18 protein-coding genes and 2 tRNA genes are annotated in these 26,436 nt (G+C 60.1%); 10 read left to right on the top strand and 10 right to left on the bottom strand.

Annotated elements, in window-relative coordinates; translation table 11 throughout:
- Positions 1-46: 46 nt before the first annotated feature.
- The gene (gene mutL / locus ACW4YW_RS00895; protein WP_457135822.1) at positions 47-1,897 is read left to right on the top strand and encodes a DNA mismatch repair endonuclease MutL; all 1,851 of its coding nucleotides are present in this window, start codon (positions 47-49) and stop codon (positions 1,895-1,897) included.
- A 39-nt stretch (positions 1,898-1,936) separates the two neighbouring features.
- Positions 1,937-2,884 (top strand): tRNA (adenosine(37)-N6)-dimethylallyltransferase MiaA, encoded by a 948-nt coding sequence (gene miaA / locus ACW4YW_RS00890; RefSeq protein WP_457135821.1) that lies wholly within the window; start codon positions 1,937-1,939, stop codon positions 2,882-2,884.
- Here miaA and dapC read toward each other — a convergent pair.
- Positions 2,881-4,071, bottom strand: coding sequence for a succinyldiaminopimelate transaminase (gene dapC / locus ACW4YW_RS00885; protein ID WP_457136483.1), 1,191 nt, complete (start codon positions 4,069-4,071; stop codon positions 2,881-2,883). The two genes, miaA and dapC, sit on opposite strands and share 4 nt — an antisense overlap.
- A gap of 50 nt (positions 4,072-4,121) precedes the next feature.
- The gene (locus ACW4YW_RS00880) at positions 4,122-5,216 is read right to left on the bottom strand and encodes a PilT/PilU family type 4a pilus ATPase (protein WP_457135820.1); all 1,095 of its coding nucleotides are present in this window, start codon (positions 5,214-5,216) and stop codon (positions 4,122-4,124) included.
- Positions 5,217-5,507: 291 nt separating this feature from the next.
- Between ACW4YW_RS00880 and ACW4YW_RS00875 the strand changes: the two genes are divergently transcribed.
- Complete coding sequence (locus tag ACW4YW_RS00875; RefSeq protein ID WP_457136482.1) at positions 5,508-7,931, top strand: EAL domain-containing protein; 2,424 nt, start codon at positions 5,508-5,510, stop codon at positions 7,929-7,931.
- On the opposite strand, the gene ACW4YW_RS00870 is transcribed toward ACW4YW_RS00875, so the two are convergent.
- Entirely contained in the window at positions 7,903-10,011 is a 2,109-nt protein-coding gene (locus tag ACW4YW_RS00870; protein WP_457135819.1) for an O-linked N-acetylglucosamine transferase, SPINDLY family protein, read from the bottom strand. The two genes, ACW4YW_RS00875 and ACW4YW_RS00870, sit on opposite strands and share 29 nt — an antisense overlap.
- Before the next feature lie 46 nt (positions 10,012-10,057).
- On the bottom strand, positions 10,058-11,998 hold the full coding sequence (gene mnmC / locus ACW4YW_RS00865) for a bifunctional tRNA (5-methylaminomethyl-2-thiouridine)(34)-methyltransferase MnmD/FAD-dependent 5-carboxymethylaminomethyl-2-thiouridine(34) oxidoreductase MnmC (protein WP_457135818.1): 1,941 nt from the start codon (positions 11,996-11,998) through the stop codon (positions 10,058-10,060).
- 100 nt (positions 11,999-12,098) lie between these two features.
- Between mnmC and modA the strand changes: the two genes are divergently transcribed.
- Genes modA through ACW4YW_RS00845 form a run of 4 tightly spaced genes read left to right on the top strand, consistent with a single transcriptional unit; the run spans position 12,099 to position 15,136 of the window.
- Positions 12,099-12,869 carry a molybdate ABC transporter substrate-binding protein gene (gene modA / locus ACW4YW_RS00860; RefSeq protein WP_457135817.1) on the top strand — a complete coding sequence of 257 codons (771 nt, stop codon included), beginning with the start codon at positions 12,099-12,101 and terminating at the stop codon, positions 12,867-12,869.
- 6 nt (positions 12,870-12,875) lie between these two features.
- A complete protein-coding gene (gene modB / locus ACW4YW_RS00855) occupies positions 12,876-13,556 on the top strand; it encodes a molybdate ABC transporter permease subunit (RefSeq protein ID WP_407996584.1) in 681 nt (226 codons plus the stop codon).
- The gene (locus tag ACW4YW_RS00850) at positions 13,546-14,598 is read left to right on the top strand and encodes an ABC transporter ATP-binding protein (RefSeq protein WP_457135816.1); all 1,053 of its coding nucleotides are present in this window, start codon (positions 13,546-13,548) and stop codon (positions 14,596-14,598) included. The genes modB and ACW4YW_RS00850 overlap by 11 nt, the downstream gene beginning before the upstream one ends.
- A gap of 4 nt (positions 14,599-14,602) precedes the next feature.
- A complete protein-coding gene (locus ACW4YW_RS00845; protein WP_457135815.1) occupies positions 14,603-15,136 on the top strand; it encodes a class I SAM-dependent methyltransferase in 534 nt (177 codons plus the stop codon).
- A 9-nt stretch (positions 15,137-15,145) separates the two neighbouring features.
- Here the strand turns inward: ACW4YW_RS00845 and ACW4YW_RS00840 are convergent, their stop codons facing one another.
- Complete coding sequence (locus ACW4YW_RS00840; RefSeq protein ID WP_457135814.1) at positions 15,146-15,865, bottom strand: S24 family peptidase; 720 nt, start codon at positions 15,863-15,865, stop codon at positions 15,146-15,148.
- Between the two features lie 142 nt (positions 15,866-16,007).
- On the opposite strand from ACW4YW_RS00840, the gene ACW4YW_RS00835 reads away from it, so the two are divergent.
- On the top strand, positions 16,008-16,493 hold the full coding sequence (locus tag ACW4YW_RS00835) for a hypothetical protein (protein ID WP_457135813.1): 486 nt from the start codon (positions 16,008-16,010) through the stop codon (positions 16,491-16,493).
- Positions 16,494-16,560: 67 nt separating this feature from the next.
- Positions 16,561-17,730 (top strand): phospholipase A, encoded by a 1,170-nt coding sequence (locus tag ACW4YW_RS00830; protein ID WP_457135812.1) that lies wholly within the window; start codon positions 16,561-16,563, stop codon positions 17,728-17,730.
- A gap of 44 nt (positions 17,731-17,774) precedes the next feature.
- Here ACW4YW_RS00830 and ACW4YW_RS00825 read toward each other — a convergent pair.
- The 5 genes from ACW4YW_RS00825 to queF form a co-directional block, all read right to left on the bottom strand.
- Positions 17,775-17,850: transfer RNA gene (locus ACW4YW_RS00825), tRNA-Glu, on the bottom strand.
- Positions 17,851-17,890: 40 nt separating this feature from the next.
- A tRNA-Ala gene (locus ACW4YW_RS00820) sits at positions 17,891-17,966 on the bottom strand.
- 74 nt (positions 17,967-18,040) lie between these two features.
- Positions 18,041-20,329, bottom strand: a complete 2,289-nt coding sequence (locus tag ACW4YW_RS00815; RefSeq protein ID WP_457135811.1) for a lipopolysaccharide kinase InaA family protein — start codon at positions 20,327-20,329, stop codon at positions 18,041-18,043.
- Positions 20,330-20,335: 6 nt separating this feature from the next.
- The gene (locus ACW4YW_RS00810) at positions 20,336-22,348 is read right to left on the bottom strand and encodes an LTA synthase family protein (protein ID WP_457135810.1); all 2,013 of its coding nucleotides are present in this window, start codon (positions 22,346-22,348) and stop codon (positions 20,336-20,338) included.
- 32 nt (positions 22,349-22,380) lie between these two features.
- Positions 22,381-22,800 carry a preQ(1) synthase gene (gene queF, locus ACW4YW_RS00805; protein WP_457135809.1) on the bottom strand — a complete coding sequence of 140 codons (420 nt, stop codon included), beginning with the start codon at positions 22,798-22,800 and terminating at the stop codon, positions 22,381-22,383.
- 61 nt (positions 22,801-22,861) lie between these two features.
- Here queF and smc point away from each other — a divergent pair, with 61 nt between their 5' ends.
- Complete coding sequence (gene smc, locus ACW4YW_RS00800; protein ID WP_457135808.1) at positions 22,862-26,368, top strand: chromosome segregation protein SMC; 3,507 nt, start codon at positions 22,862-22,864, stop codon at positions 26,366-26,368.
- Positions 26,369-26,436 lie beyond the last annotated feature (68 nt).

Here is a 26,436-nt window from a genome sequence, read left to right as displayed (position 1 = left end):
GTAGAATAGGCAGCTTGATTGTCCTTGAAGCCTGCCGCGCCCCAGTATGCCATCCATCAAGCTATTACCAGATCAGTTAATCAGCCAGATCGCCGCGGGCGAAGTGGTCGAGAGGCCAGCGTCCGCGCTCAAGGAAATCCTGGAAAACAGCCTGGATGCAGGCAGCACCGATATTGCCGTGGCATTGCAGGCGGGCGGCATCAAGCAGATCAAGGTCACCGACAACGGTGGGGGCATCGCGCGCGACGAGCTGCGCCTGGCATTGACTCGTCACGCCACCAGCAAGATTGCCAGCCTGGAAGACCTGGAATGCGTTGCCAGCCTGGGCTTCCGCGGCGAGGCCCTGGCGAGTATCGCCGCGATTTCCCGTACCCAGATCACCAGTTGCCACCCGGCTGAAAAGCATGCCTGGCGCATTGCTTCCGAAGGCTCTTTCCTGACCGATATCGAGCCTGCGGCACTGGACGCCGGCACCATCGTCGATATTCAGGACTTGTATTTCAATACGCCCGCGCGGCGCAAATTCCTTAAGACTGAAAACACCGAGTTCGGCCATTGCGAGGAGGCGTTCCGCCGCGTGGCGCTGTCGCGTCCGGATGTGAATATGCTCCTGCAGCATAACGGCCGTGCCGTCGCCCGGATTGCCGCAGGCAGTGCGGAAAAGCGGTTCGAGGACATCCTGGGCCGGGATTTTGCCTCCGAGGCGTTTTACCTCGACGAATCGGCCGCTGGCCTCAGGCTTTGGGGTATGGCCGCCAAGCCGACTTTCTCGCGCCATGCGCGTGATACGCAGTACGTCTATGTCAACGGACGTTTCGTGCGCGACAAATTGATCAGCCATGCCATACGCCAGGCCTACCAGGATGTGCTGCATCACGACCGCCATCCGGCATTCGTCCTCTTCCTCGAGCTCGATCCGGCCCTGGTGGACGTCAATGTCCACCCGAGCAAGACCGAGGTGCGCTTCCGCGACGGACAGTCGGTGCACCGGTTCATTTTCCACGCGCTCAATAAGTCACTGGCAACTCCTGTGGGGCTTCCCGGCTCCCTGGTCCTTGGTATTGCGCCTGCCGTTGCCCTGGACGGGCAAATGACTGAGCCGGTTTCCGTCGCCAGCTATCCGCGCTTCCAGAGCAATATCGACCTCCGTGCCAACGAGGCTTCCAGCCATTTTTACCAAACCCTGTTCGGCAATTTGCAGCAACAGGCAACGCCCGTTGCGGAGACGGCCGTTGATGGCGACGGCGCGTCGCAGCCTTCTCCTTGGGCCGCTACGGTCCAAGCCGGGTCTGAAGCGGAAGATTTCCCGCTGGGATTCGCCGTGGCGCAGATCCACGGCGTTTACATCCTGGCCCAGAACAAGCTGGGGCTGATCGTCGTCGACATGCATGCCGCGCATGAGCGCATCATGTACGAAAAGCTCAAGAACGCGCTGGATGCCAGCCGTGTCGCCATGCAGCCTTTACTGCTGCCCGTGAGTTTCCATGCCGATCGGCTGGAAGTTGCGACCGTACAGGAGCAGCAGTCGCTTGCTGACAATGGCCTGGCCCAGCTTGGATTCGACATTGCCGTGCTGTCGCCGGCGACGCTGGCAGTGCGCGCCATCCCGATCATGCTCAAGGATGCCGATGCAGTCGCCCTCGCGAGGGACGTGCTGGCGGACTTGCGGCAATACGGCGCCAGCCGCGCATTCACCGAACGCCGCAATGAACTGCTTGGCACCATGGCCTGCCATGCCGCGGTAAGGGCCAACCGCATACTCACCATTCCCGAAATGAACGCGCTGTTGCGTGACATGGAGGCTACCGAGCGCTCCGGGCAGTGCAACCATGGCCGGCCGACCTGGTTCCAGATGACCATGGGCGAGCTGGACAAGATGTTCATGCGCGGCAAGTAGCGAGTGGCATTGGTAAGTTTAGTAAGTACCGAATCGAACATGTCCGTTTCCCATCCTCCCGCCATTTTCCTCATGGGGCCGACTGCCAGCGGCAAAACCGGGCTTGCGGTGGAACTGGTGCAGGCCATGCCGCTGGAAATCATCAGCGTCGACTCGGCCCTGGTCTACCGGGACATGGACATAGGCACGGCCAAGCCCGAGCAAGAGATATTGCGGCGCGCGCCTCATCACCTGATCGACGTGATCGACCCGATGCAGGTGTATTCGGCCGCGCAGTTCCGCACTGATGCCTTGCGTCTGATGGCGGAGATCACCGCCAAGGGCAGAGTGCCGTTGCTGGTCGGCGGCACCATGCTGTACTTCCGCGCCTTGCAGCAGGGTCTGGGTGGTTTGCCGGAGGCGGATGCTGACATACGCGCCGAACTGGACAGGGAAGCGGAGCAAATCGGCTGGCCTGGCATGCATGCGAAGCTTGCCGCCATCGACCCGGAAACCGCCGCGCGCTTGCAGCCTGCGGATTCGCAACGCATACAGCGCGCGCTGGAAGTGTACCGGCTGACAGGGCAGACCATGACGGCCCTGCACCGGCAGCAGGCTGCCGAAACCCTGCCTTACCGCCTGCTCAAGATCGCGCTGCAACCCTCGGACCGCTCCGCGCTGCATGCGCGGATCGCCGAGCGCTTCATCGCCATGATGGAGGGCGGATTATTAGAAGAGGTGCAGGGGCTGCTGGAAAAATATCCCGGCCTGCATCCGGACATGACCTCCATGCGCTGCGTGGGCTACCGGCAGACGCTGGAATATATTGCGGACAATATTGGCTACGAGGAATGGAAGGCGCAAGGCATCGCCGCCACACGCCAGCTCGCCAAGCGCCAGCTCACCTGGCTGCGCGGCATGGACGACACCCTGGTGCTGGATTGCTTGGAGCAAGGGTTGTATGGCCAAGCGCAGCGCGCCATCAGCGGGTTCTTGTCGGCAACCTAATAAGATCCGGCCAGCTGGCGGATGCGCTCGGCGGCTTCCATGCATTCAGCCAGTGACGCAACCAGCGCAATGCGGATGAAACCTTGGCCGGGATTGACGCCGTGCACCTCGCGTGCGAGGAAGCTGCCTGGCAGCACCGTGACGTTGTAGTCGCGGTATAGCCGCAACGCGAAGTCCGTATCCGATTGGCCGGTATAGGCCCAGAGGTAGAAGGCGGCATCCGGCAGTTCCACATCCAATACCTCCTGCAATACCGGCGTGACGGCGGCGAATTTTTCCGCATACAGGCGGCGGTTCTCCACCACATGTACTTCGTCCTGCCAGGCTGCGACGCTCGCGGCCTGCACAGCCGGATTCATGGCGCAGCCGTGATAGGTGCGGTAGAGCAGGAATTTCTCGAGGATTTTCGCGTCGCCCGCGACAAAGCCCGAGCGCATGCCCGGCACGTTGGAGCGCTTCGACAGCGAGCTGAACACCACCAGGCGGCTGTAGTCGCGCCCGAGCAGACGTGCGGCCTGCAAGGCGCCCAAGGGCGGCTCGGTTTCGTCGAAATAGATTTCCGAGTAACACTCGTCCGCGGCAATGACAAAGCCGTAGCGATCGGAGAGGGCGAATATCTCTTTCCATTGCTCCAGGCTCAATACCTTGCCGGACGGGTTGCCGGGCGAACAGACATAGACCAGCTGAGTACGTTGCAGGACGCTTTCCGGCACGGTTTCAAACGCCATGCCGAAATCATTGCCAGGCAGGGTGTTGAGGAAATAGGGTTCGGCGCCTGCCAGCAATGCCGCGCCTTCGTATATCTGGTAGAAAGGGTTGGGGCTGATCACCACAGGCTGCGGCAGGCTGCTGTCGATCACGGTTTGCGCGAATGCGAATAGGGCCTCGCGGTTGCCGTTGACCGGGATGATCTCGGTATCCGGGTTTAGTGCAGGGATCTGGTAACGTTTCGCGATCCAGCTGGAAATCGTTTCGCGCAGCTTGGCAATGCCAAGCGTGGTAGGGTAGGTGGCAAGCCCGGCCAGATTGTCGGCCAGCGCCGAGGAAATCAAGGCCGGCGTGGCATGCTTGGGTTCGCCAATTGATAAATTGATGGGCTGGTATTCCGGGTTGGGCACCGTGCCTGCGAACAGGTCGCGCAGGCGCTGGAAAGGATAGGGCTGCAGTTTGTAGAGATCAGGATTCATAGGCAGCATTATAAACCCTGCCGCCTTTTGGCAATAGTTGCGCTCGGGCGCTAGGCGCCGAATCCGCCTTTCGCGCTTTCGTTGGCGAACCTGATCTTGAGCGACAAGTCGTTGCGCGAATCGGCGCTTGCCAGCGCATTGTCTTCCGAGATGGCCCCTTGGCTGAAGAGTTCGAACAGCGACTGGTCGAAGGTGCGCATGCCGATGTCCTGGTTGTTGGCCATGACTTCCTTCACTTCTTCCAGCTTGGACTTGAGGATCAGTTCGGCAATGTAGGGCGTATTGATGAGCACTTCAGTGGCGACGACGCGCTTGGCCTTGATGCCGGGAACCAGGCGCTGCGAGATGATCGCCGCCAGGTTGAGCGAGAGGCTGAGCTGTATGCCTTGCTTCCCATCCGGCGGGAAGAACGACAGGATGCGCTCCAACGCCTGGTTGGCGTTGTTGGCATGCAGCGTGGCCAGGCAGAGGTGGCCGGTTTCGGAATAGGCGATCGCGTGCTTCATGGTTTCCATGTCGCGGATTTCGCCGATGAGGATGACGTCGGGCGCTTGCCGCATGGCATTCTTGAGCCCGTTCTCGAAGCTCAGGGTATCGATGCCGATTTCGCGCTGGTCGACAACGGATTTCTTGTGGTCGTGGATAAACTCGATCGGGTCTTCCAGGGTCAGGATATGGCCGTCGCGGCTGGCGTTGCGGTGGTCGATCATGGAGGCAAGCGTCGTTGACTTGCCGGAACCGGTCGCCCCCACCACCAGGATCAGCCCGCGCTGGCGCATGATGAGTTCGTTCAGTACAGGCGGCAGCCCCAGGCTTTGTAGGCTGGGAATGACGTGCTTGATATAGCGGACCACCATCGCCACCTCGCCGCGCTGGCGGAAGACGTTGATGCGGAAGCGCCCGAGGCCATGCAGGCTCAGGGCAAAATTCATCTCCAGCGTCTGCTCGAATTCCTTTTGCTGGGCTGGCGACATCAGGGCATAGGCAATTTCCTTCACCATGCCCGGCACCATGGCCTGGGCATTGATCGGGATGGTCTGGCCTTCGATGTCGATATGGATGGCGGTGCCGGTACTGAAGAATAGGTCGGAGCCGTTTTTATCGACCATGAACTTGAGTATGGGGGTGATGTCAATTGCCGCCATGTTGCCTTCCTGATTTTTGTTTGTGCCTACTGTATCACAAGGCGCAGGCTCCATGCTGGTGCGCGCATTGCACCGCAGGCCGGCGTCCGCACCAATTCCAGGCGCCGCTCCTGGCATGCGTGGGAGATTGAACTGGAAGCCGGCATGGCAAAACCGGATTGCAGCCTGCTTTTCCATGAATGGCAGGGCGGTTCTGCACAAAATAGGCAAAAGCATCGTCACGTCATGTCGTTGGCATAAGGATTGCATTGCCTCATGCAGAATTTCCCCACTTTTGCGTATGAACAGGCCATGCAGCTCTATATAAAACTCCTGAACAGCTCCCTGCAATCAGCCTCCGAAGCACATGCCGCCCAAGGGGCCTCGCCTGTGGTGCTGGCGTTCCCGTGCGAACACGACCAGGAGCTCTTGAATATCCTCGACAAGGTATCGCTCGAATATACGGAGCAGGTGCTCGAAGAGGCCTACGTCTGGTACGGGCCGGACGGCAGCCAGGATATCGAGGAGTTGATGACCGGCGTCATGCCGTTCAATACCTTTTACGCCCGCATGCGGCACCCATGGCTGCTGGAAGACTTGAGCCGGCACGTGGAAATGCACTTCCAGCCCATCGTGGATTTCACCCAGAACGGCAAGATTTTCGGTTACGAGGCCTTGTGCCGCTTGCGCGACCCCGATGGCCGGACATTGAACGGCGAGGATGCATTCCGCCTTGCCAGGCAGGTGAACCGCGCCGTCGAGCTCGACATGGTATGCCAGAACCTTGCCCTGGCAGGCAAGGCCAAGGCGATTCCCAACGGCACGCCTTTGTTCATCAATGTCCTGCCGCAAACCATCATGCGCGGGGACTGGCTGTCGGTGATGCTGGATGCGTTGGACCGCCACGGCATGGAGCACCGCGACGTGGTGATTGAAATCGTGGAGAGCGAAGAAGTGTCGCCCGACCTACTCGCCAAGCATTGCGACGTGATCCGTACCCAGGGCCTGCGCATCGCGCTCGACGACATGGGCTCGGGCTTCAACGGCCTCAGCACGCTGGCGGTGGTCAAGGCTGATTTCATCAAGATCGACAGGGCCATCGTGCACGAGGCGCAAGGCAGCCGCGTGCGCACCGTGCTGCTGGAGGCGATCATCTCCATGGCGCAGCGCCTGGGATGCACCATCGTCGCCGAGGGGCTGGAGCGCGTGGAGGATATCACCTATTGCCAGGACCTCGGCCTGGTGTACGCGCAAGGCTTCTATTTCGCCAAGCCCGAAGCCGTGCCAGCGCAAATGGTGACGGCATTGCCTGCGCGGGATGAGTCGCATCGCTCCTCGATCCCGGATGAGTTCCGCATCAACGAGTTCGTCAGCCGCGGCATCACCATCGAGGTCAATACCCCAATAGACCAGGCCAGGAAGACGTTCATTGAAAACCCCGACGTGGCCTGTGCGGTGGTGCTGGACAGCCTGCGGCCGATCGGCTTGCTGAAGCGCGGCAAGGTCTTCACCCACCGCAACGACGCGCTTGGCAATTACTGCGATCCTTTGCCGCGCATGATCACCTCGCGCATGCCTTCTTCCACGCTGGCGCGGGGTCTTTACCTGGAGCGCGGCGAAATCGAGCCCTGGATCATGGTCAGCGAAGATGGCGTCTATATCGGCATTGTGCACCCGCTGGAAATCATGTCGCAGATCATCAGCCGCAAGACCAGCTCGGGCAACCTGCATCCCTTGAGCCACCTCACCACGGGGCCGACATTGCGCCAGTCCCTGGATGTGAGCTTGCGCAACAACCCGACCACGCAGCTGGTCTATATCGACCTCGACCACTTCAAGGCCTACAACGACCGCTACGGCTTCATTCGCGGCGATGCCATGATCCGCCTACTATCCGAGATTGTGCGGCAGGAATTCCACAACCGCGCGGGCGTGCTGGTCGGCCATATCGGCGGCGACGATTTCGTCCTGATCCTGGACCATGACGACCCAGGCCTGGTCAACCTGCTGTTGAAGGTGGTGAGCCACTTCCAGGCATTGGCGGTGCACCTTTACGACGGCAGCGACCTGGAGCGCGGATTCTTCACCACCGAGGACGGCAAGGACCACCCGGTCGCCAGCGTCTCCATCGCCGTGGTCAACGGCAACCAGGGGCGCATTTCCAACAGCGTGGCGGCAGCGGAGCGCGCCGCATCGCTCAAGAAAATCGGCAAGTCCAATATCGGTAGTATCATTGTCGTTGAATCCGATCCGCCGCGTCTCGTTATTCCCCGCAGCGACGAATACATCAACTGGCAATCGCGCGCGCTCAACGCGCTCAAGATATTGCAGACCTTGCCGCGCAACGCCGATGCGCACTGCCTGGACAGCTGCTTCTCCGACTATCCGTTCTTCGAAGTGGTGTTCGAGCTCAACCCGGACGGCAGCCAGCGTTTCGCGAACTGGATCAACCCCAATATGTACGGCAAGATCAAGGCGGGCGGGGCGGGGGCCGACCGCAGCCTGCAGGCATACTACACTGCAGTGCGCGATTCCATGAGCCCCTATATCTCGAGCATCTACCTGTCCACCGCGACCGAGGATTTCTGCCTCACGGTATCCTTGCCCTTGTTCGATACCGATGGTGGCTTGGACAGCATCCTGGTGGCCGATATCAACATTGCGGCCATGGCAATGCTGAGCAGCCTGCCAGCCGAACCCGAGGGGGCTAGCCTTGCGCCGGCCGCGATAGCTTGAGGTAGAGCGCTTCGAGGTCGCGGGTGAAGCGCGTAGTGTCAAAAAGGACCGAATGTTCGCGCGCGCTCAGCAACTTGTCCCGGTACTGCTGCAATAGTGTAGGCGTATGGGCAAGCTTCAATGCCAGCGCCTCGTAGGCGGCCAGGTCCGTGGTCACGAGCTCGCCCAGCCCAACAGCCTTTAGGAGGCTGGCAGCTACGCGGCTGGCAAAAGTGCCGCCGCGGCACGTGATCAGCGGCACACCCATCCACAAGGCGTCGCTTGCCGTGGTATGGGCGTTGTAGGGGGCTGTATCGAGGAACAGGTCAGCGTGGATATGCCGGGCAAGGTGCTGGTCCATCGGCACCCGTGGAGCGAAGACCAGGCGAGAGGCCGCAACGCCATGGCTTTCTGCCGCCTGCCGCAGATTCCGGCTGGCCTCGGAGTGGCCTTGCAACAGCCAGAGTACGCTGCCGGGGGTTGCCTTCAACAGCCGCATCCAGCAGGAAAACACCTCGGGCGTGATCTTGAAACCCTGATTGAAGCAGCAATACACAAACGCGTTTTCAGGAAGGCCGCAGGAGTCGCGGCTGGGCGCCGGAGCCACCGGCCGCTTGCGGTCGTTGGGCTGGTAAGCATGCGGCAGCAATGCCAGCCGCTCCGAATAATGATCTTGCTCGGACTCGGGCGTAATGACCGCATCGCTGATCAGGTAGTCGACGAAGGGCGCGCCCATGGTGCCGGGGAACCCCAGCCAGGATGCCTGTATCGGCGCAGGGCGGAGCGCCAATATGCCGCTGCGGCTGGACTGGGTATAGCCGGTGAGATCGACCAGGATGTCCACCTCGTCGGCATGTATCCTCTCTGCGGCGGCTTGCAGCGAAAGAGGGCGGATATCGACGAAATGGTCCACGGCCTGCTGCAGGCGCAATCGTGCCGGCGTCCTGTCATCCGCCCCATAGGAATAAGCGCTGACCTTGAAACGCTCCCTGTCGTGCAGCTCCAGCATTTCGGTGACAAGCGAGGCAAGCGGATGCAGGCGGAAATCGCAGGACAGGTAGCCGATATGCAGCTTTTCGCTGATCCGGGACTTCGCTTGTGAAGATTTTGTTTGTGAGGATTTTGCTTGAGTTAGCGGCGTTGCGGATAGCAATTGACCGTGCCGGTTGTTTGTCCAGTTCCGCGCGCACTTGAGCTGTTCCGCGGGCGTGGTGCCCGACATGGCAAGAAAGGCAAACGGGGATACCTGGGCTTCGGGAACATCGCTGACCCAGCGCCGGATCTCGGCAATATCGGCATCGAGGTTCCGCCAGTCGCATAAGTGCTGCCGTTGGTGCACCAGGTGCACGCGGGCGTGGTAGAGCTTGGGGTTGATCGCCAATGCCCGCTCATAGCAGGCGACGGCCTCAGGTAGTTGCCGCAGCTCGCGCAATACGTTGCCGAGGTTGTTGTGCGCATCCGCATCGTCCGGGGCGATTGCCAGCATGCGGCGGTAGCTTTCCGCGGCCTGGGCGGCTTGTCCCTGTTCGCGCAAGGCGTTGCCCAAGTTGTAATGCCATGCGGCGTTGCCTGGCTGCAGCGCGACGAGGTCGCGGAAATGCCGCTCCGCCTCGGCGAAATGGCCCGCTTGCTGCGCCTGGTTGCCCAGGGCCTGCAACACATTGCCTAGCGCGGCATGGATATCGACATCCTGCGGCGAGCGCTGCCTGGCCTCAATGTACGCAGTTCGTGCAGCGACGAGGTCGCCTGCCGCATGTTGCGCCGCTCCCAGGTTCTGCCAGAGGTCGCCATCGGCAGGCGCCAATGCCAGGCCTTGGCGGAATTGGTGAATGGCGGCATCAAGCTGGCCATCGGCGCGCAATGCCAGCCCGAGGTTGTTGTGCTGGTCCGCATCGCCTGGGTTGGCGCGGATGGCATTGCCGATCAGTTCGATCGCCTGCTGGTGCCTGCCGGACTGGTGGCAGAGCACGCCGTAGTAATGCAAACCGTGGGCATGCCGGGGAGTGCTGGCCAGCAGCTGCCGGTAGAGTTGTTCTGCCTGTTTCAGTTGGCCCTGACGGTGCGCATCAAGGGCCGCATGGAATAGCTGGTCTGGATTCATGCCCTGCATTAAACCATATTAGCGTGTGGTCAGGCTCTAACGGCAATTAACGCAGCGGATAGCAGGCCAGGCCGCGCACCAGGCGCTTCAGGCCCAGTTTGCGCAATACGAAGCGGTTGGGGTCGAGCGCGGCAAGCAGCTCGCTATCGACCGGGGCGGGCTCGTGATGGATGGCGCAAGCCAGCATTTCCGCCGCGATCGGGGCGGTGGTGAGCCCCTTGGAGCCATGGCCGGTATTGACGTACAGCCCCGGCAGCCATGGCAGGCTGGAGGCCGGGTCGGCGGTGTAACGCGGCGGCTTGGACTCCAACAGGGCGGCATCCAGTACAGGGCCCACCAATGGCAGGTAGTCCGGACTGGTACAGCGGACGGCGGCGCGTCCTGTCGGCGCTTGCGGCATCAGGGCGTCGTATAGCGAGGGCGCCATGTGCTTGAGCATTTCCAGGTTCTGCTCGTGCTCTTCATCGCGCACCGAGGTCGAACTGTCTCCCGGGACGAAAGTCGCTCCGAGGCAATAGCCGCCATCGATCAAGGGGCTGATATAGCCGTCCGTGCACAGCAGGGTATGCAATACCGGTGCCCCGTCGATATGCTGAAGCCGGCTGATCTGCCCGCGTACCTGTTCCAGCGGCAAATGGCGGGTTTGGGCAAAGCTGGCAGCCTGCGCGGCATTGGCAATGACGACGATATCCGCCTCGTCAAAGAATTGCCCGTCGGCCCATATTCGCCAGCCGTTGCCGTGTTGCCTGAGCTCAGTGACGCGCGTGGCAAGCGTGCGTGTGATGTTGGCATGCCCAGCAAGCGCTTCGCAATAAGCCTGCGGCCTGACCCAGCCGGCCTCGGGAAAGTGCAGGGCGCCGTATGGCAGCGCTATGCCCGCAAGATTGCCGGCCTGCTCCCGGTCGACCCAGTGCAGCAGTTCGGGGGAAAAGCCTTGCTCGGCGATGGTCCGGCAACGCTGCAGCTCGCGTTGGTCGAAAGCCAGCTGCAGCATGCCGCAGCGCGCATGGGCGTCGGAATCCAGGCCAAGTTGTTGTAATAGGCGCAGGCTATGCAAGTACCCTGCAAGCGAAAGACGGCCCAATGGCACGTCCTTGCGCGCGAGCTTGGGGTAGAGCACGCCCACCGGGTTGCCTGAGGCATGTTGCGCCAGCGCCGGCTCCTGCTCGACCAGATTGACCTGCCAGCCGCGCTCGGCAAGCGCATGGCCGCTGGCGGTGCCGGCAATGCCGCCGCCGATGACGATGGCGCGCCCGGCTTGCCTGGCGGGGCGTTCGCCCCGCGTGAAGCGGCCGCACAGCATTTCGCGCTTGCGCCCGTAACCGTCGACCTTGCGCACCTCGAAACCGGCGTCCTGCAGGCCGCGCTTGACGATGCCTGCGCTGGTGAACGTGGCAAAGGTAGTCTGCTTGTGCGAGAAGGCAGCCATGGTGGCGAACAGCGCCTCCTGCCACATTTCCGGGTTGCGCGAAGGTGCGAAGCCGTCCAGGAACCAGGCGTCGGCGCGGCTGCTCAATTGCGGCAGCAATGCGAGCACATCGCCAATCAATAGTGTCAGCTGCACCCGTCCCTGGCAAAACACCAGCCTTTGCCAGCCGGGGACGATCTGACTGTATTCGGAGAGCAAAGCCGCGCTGTAATGCCTTAATTCAGGCCATAAGTCTAATGCGCGGGCGAGGTCGGCATGGCTGAGTGGAAATTTCTCGATGCTGACGAAATGCAGCCTTGCATGGGAAGGCGCAGTAAGCTCCCATAATTGCCAGGCGCAGAGGAAGTTGAGCCCAGTGCCGAAACCGGTCTCGACGATGGTGAATGCGCCCTGCTGCATGGCCTGCCAGCGTTCCGCAAGCTGGTTGTGGCGAAGGAATACGTGGCGCGTTTCCTCCAGCCCGCTTTCGCGCGAGAAATACACGTCGCCGAAATGCGCAGAATAGGGCTGGCCATCGTGCCATTCCAGCAATACCTGGTGGGGAGCTTGTATAGACATGTTCTTTTTTGACCGGCTTTATTATAATATTTCGTTATATTCCAAAGAAAATAATGCAGTCATTCATCAACCCGCCATTTTTCAAAGAAAGCATATCACCATGAAATCAATCGCCTTGCGCCTGGCCTTATCCCTGGGCCTGGTATTCAGCCTGGCCGCGCATGCGGATCCGGCGCGCGTCGCGGCGGCAGCCGATCTCAAGTTCGTCCTCGAGGAGCTTACCCAGGCATTCGAAAAACAAGGCGGGGAAAAGCCTGCCGTCACCTACGGCTCCTCCGGCGCCATCACGACGCAGATCAGCAACGGCGCGCCCTTCGAACTTTTCCTTTCCGCGGATGAGGAGTATGTGGCCAAGCTCAATAGCGGCGGCTTCACCCGGGACGAGGGCGTATTGTACGCTACCGGCCACCTGGTCATCGTGACTCTCAAGCAGGCCGCATTGGAAGTCGACCCCGAACTCAAGGGTTTACAGGCGGCCTTGAAGGCTGGCAAACTGCAACGCTTTGCCATTGCCAACCCCGAGCATGCGCCTTACGGCCGCCGCGCGGTCGAAGTGCTGAAGCATGCGGGCATCTGGGAACAGATCCAGCCCAAGCTGGTGCTGGGGGAGAACGTCGCCCAGGCAGCCCAGTTTGCCACCAGCGGCTCTACGGACGGCGGCATTGTGGCGCTATCGCTCGTGAAATCACCTCAACTGGTCAATACCGTGAAATATGCAGAAATCCCTGAAAGCTGGCACAGCCCGCAACGCCAGCGCATGGTATTGCTCAAGAACTCCGGCAGCAATGCCGAGGCATTCTATGACTTCCTGCAACAACCTGCGGCACGGCAAGTATTCGGCCGCTACGGCTTCGTCCTGCCCGGCGAATAAACGCTGATGGATTGGATCGCCCTCGGGCTGTCGCTCAAGCTGGGCGTCATGACCATTATCGTGCTGGTGCCGCTGGCGTTACTGGCCGCACGCTGGCTGGCCTACCGCCAGTTCACGGGAAAGCCTGTGGTAGAGGCCTTGCTGGCCGTGCCCTTGGTCCTGCCGCCCACGGTGGTGGGCTATTACCTGCTGGTCGGCCTCGGCAGCCAGTCATGGCTCGGGCAATGGTTGATGCAATGGACCGGCCACCTGCTGGTGTTCCATTTTTCCGGCTTGTTGATCGCCTCCATCATCGTCAATATTCCGTTTGCCGTGCAGCCGATCCAGCGCGGGTTTGAATCCATTCCGCAGGAAGTGCGCGATGCCGCGGCGTGCTGCGGCATGTCGCCGCTGCGCACCTTGCTGACCGTGGAGCTGCCCTTGGCCTGGCCCGGCATCGTCACCGCCATGGTGCTGACGTTTGCGCACACGCTGGGCGAATTCGGCGTCGTCCTCATGGTGGGCGGCAGCTTGCCTGGCGAAACCAAGACCATCGCGATCAGCATCTACGACCGGGTGCAGGCGCTGGATTTCGATGCGGCAGGCAGCATGTCCTTGATGCTGCTGCTGTTCTCCATCATCGTGCTCGCGCTGGCCAATAGCCTTTCCAAGCGCTTTGGCCGCCGCGGGAACTACCATGAAATCTGAACTGCGGCTGGACATCCGGCAACAGCGGCCTTTCGCCCTCGATGCCGTATTGCATTGCCGGGCCGGCGAGCTGCTGGCCTTGCTCGGGCCGTCGGGCTGTGGCAAGTCCACCTTGCTGCGCATGATCGCAGGCCTGCAGCATGCCGAGTCTGGCACCATCAGCCTTAACGGCGATACCTGGTTCAGCGATCAAGTCAGGCTGAAACCTCAGCAACGCCGTATCGGCTACGTACCGCAGCATTACGGCCTGTTTCCCCACATGACGGCGCTGCAGAATGTGGCGGCAGCCTTGCACGGCTTGCCCAGGCAGGAGCAGTCGGTGCGCGCCAAGGCATGGTTGGAGAAGGTGCAGCTGGCCGCATTTGCGCAGCGCAAGCCGGCCGAGCTTTCCGGCGGACAGCAGCAGCGCGTTGCCTTGGCGCGCGCCCTGGCTGCCCAGCCCAGCATCCTGCTGCTGGACGAGCCTTTTTCAGCGCTCGACAGCATCACCCGGGAAGGCCTGTACCGCATCCTGGCGCTGCTCAAGCCGCAGCTCAACATCCCCATCATCCTGGTCACGCACAACCTCACCGAGGCCCGGCTCCTGGCGGACAGGATCGCCGTGATGGGTCAGGGCAGCATCCTGCAAGAAGGTGTGCCGGAGTCCGTGGTGAAGCAGCCATTGAACCGCGCGGTGGCTGCATTGGTAGGTGTGCGCAATATATTCTTCGGCACGATAGCACGCACTTCAAGCGACCGCAGCGTGCTGGCGGTGGGTGATCAGGAGCTGGATTTGCAACGCGCTCTTCCATCCGGTACAACCTTGCATTGGTGCCTGCCGCAAGACGCGATACGCTTAGCGGCATCGGTGGAAGATCCAGGTAACCTTGCCGGTAATATCAGCCACCTGGTTCGCCTGGGCGAGCATTGGCTGGTCAGCGTCAGCTTGCCTGGGACAAGCGATATACTGGAATTGCAATGTCCGGCTACGATTCCTCTTGCCATCCAGCAACCGGTCCGGCTGGCAGTGCGTACCGAGCAACTCCACATTCTCGAGGCCTAGCTGCGTGAACGTTTCAGCGATGCAAGCGCCATGCCCTTCGGCATGGCTGGTAGAACATAGCCATTACATCAAACCCGGAGGACGGGTGTTGGATGTGGCCTCCGGCGCCGGACGCAACGCCATCTGGCTTGCGCGGCAGGGCTTCAGGGTAACTGCCGTGGATCGTGATGCCAAGGCCTTGGCTACGTTGAAAAGCCTGGCACCAAACGTTGAGGTGCAGATACGCGACCTCGAGCAAGGCGTTTGGCCTTATGTCGATGAACATTTCAATGCCGTCGTGGTCTGCCGCTACCTGCACCGGCCGTTGCTGCCTGCATTGGCGAGCAGCCTGGTACCTGGGGGAGTGTTGATCTATGAAACCTTCATGCAGGGACATGAGCAATACGGCCGGCCGAGCAATCCCGATTTTCTCCTGAGAAGCAACGAGCTGGCCGATACATTCAAACCGCTGCTGAGGATAGCGGCTTACGAGGAAGGGTTGTTGCAACCGCCGCCCAACCCTGCGGTATTGCAGCGCCTGGTGGCAGTCGCACGATAGTTTGCGGCGCTACAGCTTGAAGCGGCCGAACTTGAACGGGATCACCTTGCCGATGACCTTGAAGCGTTTGGCTTCTTCCGCGGTATAAACCTCTGGCGGCAGGTCGCCGTCGTTATCGTTCCTGACCACCACCGTGCCATCGAGGCGCAGCTGCACCCGCTTGATGCGGATGAAGTCGTTCTGGCCGATCACGAACACGGCATTGTCGTCGAATGAGCGGCAGCGTATATCCACCAGCACCTCGTCCCCGTCATGCATGGAAGGCTCGAGGCTGGTACCCCTGACCGTGAATATCTTCAGGTGCTGGTAGGGCGTATCCAGCTGGCTGCTGGCCGGGTTGAAGTCGATACTTTCCACCAAGTACTCTTCCAGAGACTCGTAGCGGTAGTTGGGTTTGTCGTAGCGCGCGACCCTGCTGGAGGAAACGACGTAATCATTCGCCACGTGCGCCTTGGCGCCCGAGCCGGTACTGTAGCGGTGAGGCGCTGGACGGCCATTGGGATATTGCTTATTGATTAATTGCAGCAGTTCCGCCGGAGGATGGTATTTCTTCGTGCGGCCTTTCCTGCCTCGGCTTGCCACTTCGATGTAAGGCCATTTTTCCGCATTGACGACGACGTCCCAGCCTTGGCGGGTTCCTGGCTTGCCTGGCAGGCGCAGTTCAGCCAGTTCTTTACATGAAAAATACAGGGATTCGTTCTCGACTTCAGGGGGAGTAGGGGTCTTCATAAATAAATATTGATTTAATTATTGACAATTGATAATTACTTATTTACTATAAAATCGTTGTCAAAGTTGCGTTGAAAGCATCGTCATTTTCCCGATAGCTCAAGCGGCGTATTGTCGCGCCAAGCCAGCAGCCAGGCGAACAGTGTCAACTGATTATCATACTCTTGATGGACCCATATGTAACCCACATATGGGGATGCATGGTTTTGTTTTATTAATTGAGCGATTGCAATTAATTAATACGCCGCCAACCTTCAAAAGCTATCGGCTCCTGTGCAGCATCCAGCATATTTTCTCGGCATCGGCTATCTTTACGCACGTCATTGACCAAGACTACGTATTTCTCCGCGCGCGCTTAGGCATATCGCTTGAAGATTCTTTGCAATACGCGGCCCTTTCTTATTCCGTCTCCGTGCATGAGGCGTTGAAGCAGGGATGCGACATATACAAACGACAATACTTGTCTGCGCCTGTCAGGAACCCTGACGGCTATATTGTCGCTGTTACCACGATGTTGCGGGGAAGCGAAAGCGGCTGGCAGCCTGAGGAAGTCGCCTTTTTCCAGCCTGCGCTAAGCTACATCGAGCATCATGTAGCCGAGCACGACGCGGCACCAATTCACGCCTGAACTGTCCAACTTGAGCCATCCATGTTTAATATATGGCTATCTGTATTAATCCACGGTCAGGACGAACATGCCTTTTTTTCCATACTCTCGTGCCATCATCATGGCGCCCGTCATGCTGTTGCTATCATCCCAGGCATGGGCTGAAGAGCAGTGGCTGGTTGTCGCACAGGGCGAAACGATCAGCATCGGCCAGCCGGTGTCATTCCAGGTGGTCAAGCCGCAGAACATCCCTGCATGGCCTGCCAGCATGCGCTTGAAGCTTTCAGGCGCCGGCGTCAGCGATGAAATCGAGCTGACGGCGCAGGACGGCAATAGCAACCAAGTGAGCAAGGTGTATAGCGGCACCCCGCGGCAGGATTTCGTCGGCGTAGTGCGCGCGTCCCTGATCGAGCAATCCTCCAATACGGTGCTTCTGGTCGCCAGTAATGAAAATGTGGCGGCAGCGGTTGAGCCGCAGGTGGCGGCGGAGCCCGCGGCAAGCAGCAATGCGGCGCCGCAGGTTGTCATCGCTGCGCCTGACGACGAACCGGCATTGAGCCCCGAGGAGCCCATCTACTTCTTGTTCGGCAACGGCGATGATCATGGCGCAGATGCGCGCTTCCAGATCAGCTTCAAGTACAGGCCGTTCGAGCCCAAGGGTTCCGTGGCGCAATATGCGCCGTTCCTGAGCAACCTCTACTTCAGCTACACGCAGACCACCTTGTGGGACATCGGCGGCGATTCCAGCCCGTTCCGCGATACCAGTTACCGCCCCGGGTTGTTCTACCGCTGGGCGGGCAGCTCCAAGGGATTGTTCTCCGACAGCTGGCGTATCGGCATAGAGCATGAGTCGAACGGGCAGGGCGGGGTGGATTCGCGCTCGCTCAATACCGCCTATGTGCGCCCGAGCTGGCATCTTGATTTTGCCAACGGCCGCCGGTTGACGTTCTCCCCAAAAATCTACGCCTATATCGACAAGGATGAGAATTCCGATATCCAGCATTACCGCGGCTATGCGGACTGGCAGTTGCGCTACGGCCGGGAGGACGGCCTGATGGTCACCGGGCTTTACCGGCAGGGGACGAAAGGCTATGCGACGGGCCAGCTGGACATTTCCTATCCCTTGAGCGACCGTATCCTGTCGCGCACCGGCACCTTTGCACATCTGCAGATTTTCTCCGGGTACGGCGAGACCTTGCTTGATTACGACAAGGACAGGGATACCCAGATCAGGTTGGGGATTTCCGTGACGCGGTAGGGTACAGGCAATAAAAAACCCAGCGGATGCTGGGTTTTTTATATTGGCGTCCCCACGGGGATTCGAACCCCGGTTACCGCCGTGAAAGGGCGATGTCCTAGGCCTCTAGACGATGGGGACTTCATCGTCAGATGCCCGGAACCATCCGGGCATCTATTTTTGGTGGAGATAAGCGGGATCGAACCGCTGACCTCTTGCATGCCATGCAAGCGCTCTCCCAGCTGAGCTATACCCCCGAAAAAGAGCCGCTATATTAATGATCCAGGCCGCGCCTGTCAACGCTTGGAGCGCAATTAATTCAAATAATCCGCTATTTCCTCTTGAACAGGCGCTTGATGGCTTTGCGGCCTACGCGTTTTTTCATGCCGACCTTGAAATCGTACAGGTGAAAGGGCAGGCGCTGGCGCCAGCCGAACTCCTGCTTCATGGCTTTGAGGTACATCCCGACCAGCTGCTCGCGGCTATGCCAGGGCAGCTTGACGCATACGCGCGTGAGGTCTGAAAGCCGCTTGGACAACGGGATGCCGTGGTTGAAGAAATGGGCGCGGTTGGTATCGATGAGCGAGAATGCGAGCTGGCCGTCTTCAAGTTTGGTGACCAGGATATTGCCGCCGGATAGGTCGCGGAAGAATACGCCCCTATCGTGCATATTGAGCAGGTAGCGTGTCAGCTGCGGGTAGATTTGCTCGGCGGTGACGCCTTCGTATGAAGTCTCGCCGTTGTAGAACGCCGCAAAAATGTCGCGGATGGAAAAGTCGGTGCGGACGAATTCGCAGATATAGTAATTCTGCAGCAGGGAGCGGTCGCCGTGCTTCTCGAAATAGGCAATCGGCGCTGCCGCCTCAACACCACGGCGCAGCAGTTCGTTGGTGCCGTTCCAGCTGCGCTTGGCTTTCGAGAGCTTGAACTGGTCGAGCATTTTCTTGTGCACATGCATCTTGACCGGCTGCTTTACCACAAGCTTGCGGGCAGGATCGCGCGGGTCTTCTATGGTCCAGATCGCATTGCGCGCCTTGCGCAGGATGGCGTCCTTGGGCGGCTTGCCCAGCCGGGATGGGTGGAGCGCCTGGCTGAGCAGGGCAGCCTCCTCGTCGCTGCCGGCGACCAGGATGCCGCGCCATTCATCATCCTGGTAGGCGTGGTGGTGTTTGTCTTCACCCTGTTCCCCGTGCCGTTGGATCGACAGGTTCGCAAACAGGCCTTTTTCCGTTTTCAAGATGATGTTCCTTCCTGCTGGCCATGTGATATAGATCGGCGACTCGCTGGCGAGGCCGGGGCTTGTCGCCAGCTGCACTCCCTCGCGGCTGGTGTAGCTGGCATGCTGCAAGTCATCCAGCTGGTAATGGTCGGCCAGCACGGCGCCCTTGCCATTGGTGGTCCAGACCGCATGCACCAAGGTCTGGCTGTTCTTGAAGGCGTGAACCTCCACACCGTGACTGCTGCGCAGCGCCCCCAGGTAATGCCGTCCGGGAATCAAGCGTGCGAAAGCCTGCATGGTGTAGAAGCTCGGCCGTGGCCGAAACAGCTTGATATCGCCCGTGACGCTGGCATAGTGGGTGATGCGCTCCAGTGCCGGATAGCTGTCGCTGCCGTCATCGATCAAGCCCTCGCGATGGCAGATCAATGGGCCCCAAAATGCCTGGCGCAATGCCCCGGATGCCGCGCACAGGATCATGTAGCGGGCAAGATAGTCCGCCTGTTTCTGCTCGCCATCCGGCAGCAGGCGCAGGATGCGTGGCAAGGTCCAGAAAGCAGAGGGCGACATGACTTCGCGCACGCCGTAATCGGCTGTGATCTTGTGCAGCAGGCGCGCCTTCTTCACCAGGTTGAACTTGAGCGCGGTGGCTTGTCGGTATTTCAGGATGCGGTGGTCGAAGCGCTCCGGTTCGGTCGAGCGTTCGCTGAACAGGTTGTTCGTATGGATGTCCGGCAATTGGCCGCGCTGCTGGAAGATTTCCAGCAGGCCGATATTGTATAGCGGTTCAAAATCGCTGATATTTGGCCCGGCAAGGGTAATGTTGCGTTGCTTGACTTCGTGATAGGCAATTTCCCAGGCCTTGAGGAACCCTTGCGGCGTATAGCCGGCCCAGCGTTTGCGATTGACTGTCGAGCCAATCTCGACCATGGAGATGCGGCTGCCATAGCGTTCCAGCACCTGTTGCAGGAATGCCAGCCAGGCTTGCTGCGCTGGCGCTTGCTCCATGGCGATGGCAGCCTCGAACGGCTGCACCAGGTGCAGCATGACGCTGAACCCCTTGTCGAGCAATGTCTCGAGCAAGCGGGCGGCATCATGGTCAATATCTCCATAGCCGAAGTCCAGCCTGACTTGGCGCAGGCCTAACTCGTCAAGGCGGGCAATCACGTAGTCATCCACCTCGGGGTTGCCTGAAGTGGCGACCCCTACACCGGCAAAATCCATAGGCACGTCATGGGCGGCAGGGGGGAGGTGGCTGTCTGGCACCATCATCTTGCCCTTAAGAATGTACGCCAGCCCTTTGCGTATGATCTCCCAGGTCAGCATGGACGGCTGGTGCAATTGCGTCTTGGATCCGGATGGTGGGACGTATCCCTGAATAGGCGTTTTCTCGATCGTGTCCATAACGCTTTACTGAGGTTGGCTTTCTTGAGGCAGGACGTGATAGAGGCGTTCACGGTACAGCAACGACGGCAGCAGGGAGTTCGCCAATGCGCGCGCCTCGAACTCTGTCCGGTCCGCGGCAGGCTGCGCCTGGCTGAACTTCTTTTGCTTGACGTCCCAGGTGCCGTGCGCAGGCTCCTTGCCGGGGCGCAGCACCACTACCTGGTTTCCTTCCATCCAGGCGAAGTTGTTCTCGAACTGCATCATGGCGCGGCCGGGCTGGTCGCCGTTGCCATGGCTCAAGTCCCGTCCCGTCATCGGGTGTTGCGCCTTGATGCCCATGAGGGAAAGCGCGGTCACCGGCAAGTCGATCTGGCTTGCCACGGTCTGTATGCGGCGCGGCTCGATATCCGCACCCAGGATCAGCGCCGGGATATGGAAGTGGTTGATGGGCACCATGTCGTGCCCATGGACGCGGATGTCGTGGTCGGCAACCACGATGAACAAGGTGTCTTTCCAGTAATCACTCTTCTGCGCCTTGGCAAAGAATTGTCCGAGCGCGTAGTCGGCATATTTCACCGCGTTATTGTCGGTCGCCTTGACCGGGTCGTAGAGATCTATGCGGCCGTCGGGAAACTCAAACGGCGCATGGTTGGACGAGGTGAAGACCAAGGTGAAAAAGGGCTTGCCGCTGGCATGGCTGGCCATGATTTCGTCATGCGCCTTGTTGAACAGGTCCTCATCCGAGACGCCCCAGCTGCCGACGAACACGGGCTTTTCATAGCTGTCGAAATCCTGCTCGCGCTGGAAGCCGTTGCCCATGAAGAATCCCACCATATTGTCGAAGTGGGATTCGCCGCCGTAGATGAACTCGGTGCTGTAGCCTTGCTGCTCCAGTAAGGATGCGATGGTGAAAAAGTTGCGCTGCGACAGGGACAGCTTGACGACGCTTTGCGCCGGCGTCGGCTGGAAACCCGTGACGACGGCCTCGATGCCGCGTACGGAGCGCGTGCCCGTCGCATACATCTGCTCGAACCACCAGCCTTGCTCCTTGAGCTTCTCTAGGTTGGGGGTCACGGGCGTTCCGCCCAGCGATTCGACGAAGGTCGCGCCCAGACTTTCCTCAAGGATGATGACCAGGTTGAGCGGGCGCTCACGCGTGCGTGATGGCGTCAGCTGCGACAGGGTGGGCAAGCCGGGATGGTCCACGGGCGCAAAGCTCTCATCGAACCTGGCGCGGGTTTCCCTCACGATACGGTAGATTTCCTCATCCGGAAGGATGCCGTACATCTCGCTCGACTTGTTTTCATGCTTGAGGCTGTATACCGCATGGATGAGCGACCAGGAGGAGTCCAGGATCACACTGTTGACCATGGAGTCCGTCGTGCGCGAAAACATGGCCGGATTGGCCGGGCGGTGGCTGATCGTGCCGCGCACCACCAATGCCGCAACGATGAAAACGAGGGGCCAGCTCAGCCATACGGTCCAGTTCTTCCAGTGTTGCTGCTGCCTGAGCCAGGGGTGCATGAGCCATCCCATGGCCAAGGCCGCCAGGAACGTGCCGAGGACGCCGGCGAACAAATGCACCCTGAAACCATTCCACAGCATGGACCACACTTCGTTCGGGTATTTGAGGTATTCCACGAAAAGCCGGTTGGGGCGTGCATCGTATTCCCCGAGGAAGCCGGGCGTTGCGAGCTCCAGCAGTATCACTAGGCTGACGCAGAGCACCACCCAGGAATAGGTAAAGCCGCGCCACAGGCGCCAAAACTTGCCGATGGCGAGCAAAGGCGCCAGCAATAGCGCAGGCAGCCACATCAAGCCGATCTGGATGCTGTCCACGCGCAAGCCGTTCAGCATGACTTCCTGCCAGCTGGAGACGGCTGCAACCCGGTCATATTGCCAAGCGACCAAGCCTGCCCGGGAGAGGCTGAAGATGATGAAGCTGACCAATGTCATGACCAGCAGCGGCGCATAGGGGCCAAATCTACCAGCCAGTGTCCAGAGTGAGCTGCGGCTACGTTCCAACAAACCGACCATGTGATGACGACTTTCGTTAATTGATGGAATGTTTAACCGCGGATATTCGATTGTGGCGCAAATTCGGCCAGTTCGACGCGAGGCTGCGGCTGCCAGCCCGGCTTGCGGTGTTCGGCAACCACGTTGGTAAAGATGCCGCCGCGCACGTAGAACTTGGCGGTAAGGCGCATGAACTTGGGATCGGTCGCCGCTACCAGGTCATCGAGGATTTGGTTGGTCACGGCCTCATGGAAGCAGCCTTCGTCGCGGAAAGACCAGATATAAAGCTTGAGGCTCTTCAACTCGACGCATTTCTGGTCGGGAATGTAATCCAGATAGAGCACGGCGAAATCCGGCTGGCCGGTTTTCGGGCAGAGGCAGGTGAATTCGGGGATCTCCATATGGATGTGGAAATCGCGGCCGGGATTGGGGTTGTCGAAGGTTTCCAAAGCTTTGCTGGGTTGACTAGACATAAGGGCTACCGTATAAATCGGATTATCAAAAAAGTGTCATTATAGCCAAGACCTCCATCAATTGCGCCTGACTCATCTAAAGCTCGCTGGTTTTAAATCCTTCGTCGACCCCACTACATTGCACATCCATGGCCAGCGCGTAGGCGTGGTGGGCCCCAACGGCTGCGGCAAGTCCAACGTCATGGAATCGATACGCTGGGTACTGGGCGAGTCCAGCGCGAAGGAAATGCGCAGCGAATCGATGGCGGATGTCATCTTCAACGGCTCAGGCAACCGCAAGCTGGCTTCCCGCGCCAGCGTGGAACTTATCTTCGACAACAGCCTGGGCGGCGCGGCAGGGGAGTGGTCGCAATATGCCGAAATCTCCGTCAAGCGCGTGATCGAGCGCGAAAAAGGCTCGAGTTACTTCATCAACAATGCGGCCGTGCGCCGCCGCGACGTGGCCGACTTGTTCCTGGGCACAGGATTGGGCGGCCGCGCCTATGCCATTATCGGCCAGAACACAATTTCCAGGATTGTCGAGGCAAGGCCCGAGGAAATGCGCGTATTCCTGGAAGAGGCCGCCGGCATTTCCAAGTACAAGGAGCGCCGCCGCGAAACCGAGAACCGCCTGCGGGACACGCGCGACAACCTGGTGCGGGTAGAGGATATCCGCCAGGAAATGGACAAGCAGATCATGCGCCTGGAAGCTCAGGCTGCAGTCACCTTGCAATACCAGGGCCTGCAAAACAGCCTGCAACTGGCGCAAGGGCAGCTCTGGCTGTTGAAGAAGCGTGATGCCGGCAACCAGTGGGAGAAGTCGAAGGCCGCCATGAACCGGCTTGGCATCGAGCTCGAGGCGCAGATGGCGGCGCTGCGGCAGGCCGAGAGCGGCCTCGAGGCCTTGCGCCAGCAACACCAGTCAGCCTCGGCGCAACTGCAGGCAGCGCAGGCGGCTTATTACGAAGCCAACGCGGAAGTCTCCAACCAGGAGCAGCAGTTGCGCCACACGCAGGAGGCGCGCTCGCGCCTGCAGGCGCAACTGCAACAGATAGAGTCGCAATCGCACAAGCTCGACCAGCAGCACGAGGAATTCAGCGCCAAACTGCAGGCACTGCAAGGCCAGCAGCAGGTAGCCAGCGCCGAGGAAACCGAGGTCGGCGAACAACTGCAGGCATTGAAACAGAAACTGCCGGAAATGGAGCGCGCCTTCCAGTCCGCGCTGCATATCCACTCCGCCGCGCAACGGGCATTGCATGAGGCGGAGCAGGCCATACGTCTGGAAGAGACCAACCTCAAGCATGCCGAGCGCAGCCTGGAGGATGCCAAGTTGCGCCTGCAGCGCATGCAGCAGGACGCGGGCAATCTGAAGATGCCAGATGAGGGTAAGCTGCATGGGCTTGAAGCCGAATTCAAGCAGGCGGTTGGCCAGCAAGCCGGGCTTGAACAAGACTTGCAGCAACTGCGGGAGCATGAGCAGCAACAGGCCGAGCAGATCCGTGCATTGCGCGATCAACTGCTGCAACATGAACGCTGGTTGGCACAAGCGGAAGCCGAGGCTGCCTCCCTGCGCAAGATACAGGCAGGCCTGGGCAAACAGGGACAATTGGAGGGGTGGCTGCGCGCGCATGGCCTGCATGACAGCGAGCGCCTCTGGCAAAAGATCAGGATCACCCCGGGGTGGGAAACCGCGGTCGAGGCGGTGCTTGGTGCCCGCCTCAATGCGATTGTCGGCCTGCCGGAGCAGGACATGGCACGTGTCGTGGTAGATCGCCCTCCCGCAGCGCTGGTGCTTGTATTTCCAGGCAACCCGGTGTCGGCTCCCGCTCATGCGCAGCAATTGAGCGTCATGGTAGAGGTGCAGGAGCCGGGATTGCAGGGGCTGCTGGAAAACTGGCTGGGCAACGTCTTGGTCGCACAAACGGCGGACGAAGCAGAGAAGCTGCGCTTGTCATTGGAAAACGGGCAGAGCGTGGTCACTGCGGCGGGCGACATCTACGACCGCCATAGCATCAGCCTGCATGCGCAGAACTCGGAATTGCACGGCGTGCTGGAACGCCAGCGCGAACTGGAGATGCTGGAGGCGGGCCTGCCGCAAATGCAGCAGACGCTCCATGATGCCAAGCATGCCTTGCAGCAGGCAGAACTCAAGCAGCAGGAGTTGCGCCAGCAGCAACAGCAATTGCAGCAGCAATTACGCGGCACGACACAGGCGCAACACCAGCGCAGCTTGCAAATCCAGCAACTCACCCAGGAAAGGCAGCATATCGCCCAGCGCCGCCAAGGCCTGGAGAAAGACATTGCCGTCCTTGGCAAGCAGCACGAAGAATTGCAGCAGGCCCGTCAACAGCAGCAGCAAAAGCTCGGTCAGTTGCAGGCATCCCTCGGCCAACTGCAATCCGAGCGACAGGAAACCCAGGCCAGGCGCCATACCGCTGAAAACGAGCTGAATGCGGTGCGGGTCGCTTGGCAAAAAGCCGAGCGTGCCGCACAGGAAAAAACCTTCAACCACAAGCTGCTGGCGACCACCATCGCGGATAGCCAGAGCAGGTTGAACGCCATCCAAGAAGAACAGCAAAGCCTCGTCATCCGCCGCCAGGAAGCGCAGGCGCTGCTCGAGGCTGCGGCAATGGAAAACCTCAAGGCCAATCTGGAAGCCGCGATCGTCCGCAAGCAGCAGCAGGAGGCCGCATTGGCCGCCGCACGCGATGCGTTGGCAGAGGCCGACAATGCCTTGCAGCAGCAAGAGCGCAGCCGCATGCAATACGAGCAGGGTCTGCATCCCCTGCGCGACAAGCTGGAGCAGTCGCGGCTCAATGAGCAGCAGGCGCGCCTGCACTTTGAGCAATGCCAGCAGAACCTGCAGGAATGCGGGCTGGAGGAAGGCGCGCTGGCCCAGGGGCTGACCGTGAATACAAAAACCGGCGACCTGGAACGCAGGATTACGGCATTGGCTGCGGAAATCGAGAGTCTCGGGCCGGTGAACCTCGCCGCATTACAGGAATTGGAAAGCGAGCGCGAGCGCAAGCAATACCTGGATAGCCAGTCGGCAGACCTGGAGCAGGCCGTCGCCACGCTCGAAGACGCGATACGGCGCATAGACCGCGAGACGCGCAGCCGCCTGCAGCACACCTATGACGAGGCCAACCGCAACTTTGCCGAATTGTTCGCGGAATTGTTCGGGGGCGGGCAGGCCAAGCTGGAAATGCTGGGAGATGAAATCCTCGATACCGGCATGCAGGTATTCGCCCAGCCGCCGGGCAAGAAGAATAGCACCATCCACCTGTTATCCGGCGGCGAGAAGGCGCTGACGGCATTGGCGCTGGTGTTCGCCTTGTTCCGCCTCAATCCGGCCCCGTTCTGCCTCATGGACGAAGTGGATGCGCCATTGGACGACAGCAATACCGAGCGTTTTTGCGCCTTGGTGAAAAAAATGTCCGAGCGCACACAATTTTTATTTGTCAGCCATAATAAAATAACCATGGAAATGGCTCAGCAGCTCATAGGAGTCACCATGCAGGAATCCGGCGTCTCCCGTATTGTGGAGGTGGATATTGCGGCGGCATTGCAGATGCATGAAGCAGCGTAAAAAAGATTCCGCCCCTGGCGCCATTGGCATTCATGGCGCATAGGCAACACCCTTGAATAAACCAGGAT

The sequence above is a fragment of the Methylobacillus pratensis genome (genome assembly GCF_054072455.1).
This window is presented reverse-complemented; position numbering and strand designations above follow the sequence as displayed.

Bases quoted from the DNA above. Each gene is read 5' to 3' on its own strand.
- dapC (WP_457136483.1), bottom strand. From the start codon at position 4,071: ATGAATCCTGATCTCTACAAACTGCAGCCCTATCCTTTCCAGCGCCTG.
- ACW4YW_RS00830 (WP_457135812.1), top strand. From the start codon at position 16,561: ATGCCTTTTTTTCCATACTCTCGTGCCATCATCATGGCGCCCGTCATG.
- modA (WP_457135817.1), top strand. From the start codon at position 12,099: ATGAAATCAATCGCCTTGCGCCTGGCCTTATCCCTGGGCCTGGTATTC.
- queF (WP_457135809.1), bottom strand. From the start codon at position 22,800: ATGTCTAGTCAACCCAGCAAAGCTTTGGAAACCTTCGACAACCCCAAT.
- ACW4YW_RS00880 (WP_457135820.1), bottom strand. From the start codon at position 5,216: ATGGCGGCAATTGACATCACCCCCATACTCAAGTTCATGGTCGATAAA.
- modB (WP_407996584.1), top strand. From the start codon at position 12,876: ATGGATTGGATCGCCCTCGGGCTGTCGCTCAAGCTGGGCGTCATGACC.
- ACW4YW_RS00850 (WP_457135816.1), top strand. From the start codon at position 13,546: ATGAAATCTGAACTGCGGCTGGACATCCGGCAACAGCGGCCTTTCGCC.
- mutL (WP_457135822.1), top strand. From the start codon at position 47: ATGCCATCCATCAAGCTATTACCAGATCAGTTAATCAGCCAGATCGCC.
- ACW4YW_RS00810 (WP_457135810.1), bottom strand. From the start codon at position 22,348: ATGGTCGGTTTGTTGGAACGTAGCCGCAGCTCACTCTGGACACTGGCT.
- ACW4YW_RS00840 (WP_457135814.1), bottom strand. From the start codon at position 15,865: ATGAAGACCCCTACTCCCCCTGAAGTCGAGAACGAATCCCTGTATTTT.
- ACW4YW_RS00875 (WP_457136482.1), top strand. From the start codon at position 5,508: ATGCAGCTCTATATAAAACTCCTGAACAGCTCCCTGCAATCAGCCTCC.
- mnmC (WP_457135818.1), bottom strand. From the start codon at position 11,998: ATGTCTATACAAGCTCCCCACCAGGTATTGCTGGAATGGCACGATGGC.
- ACW4YW_RS00870 (WP_457135819.1), bottom strand. From the start codon at position 10,011: ATGAATCCAGACCAGCTATTCCATGCGGCCCTTGATGCGCACCGTCAG.
- miaA (WP_457135821.1), top strand. From the start codon at position 1,937: ATGTCCGTTTCCCATCCTCCCGCCATTTTCCTCATGGGGCCGACTGCC.
- ACW4YW_RS00815 (WP_457135811.1), bottom strand. From the start codon at position 20,329: ATGGACACGATCGAGAAAACGCCTATTCAGGGATACGTCCCACCATCC.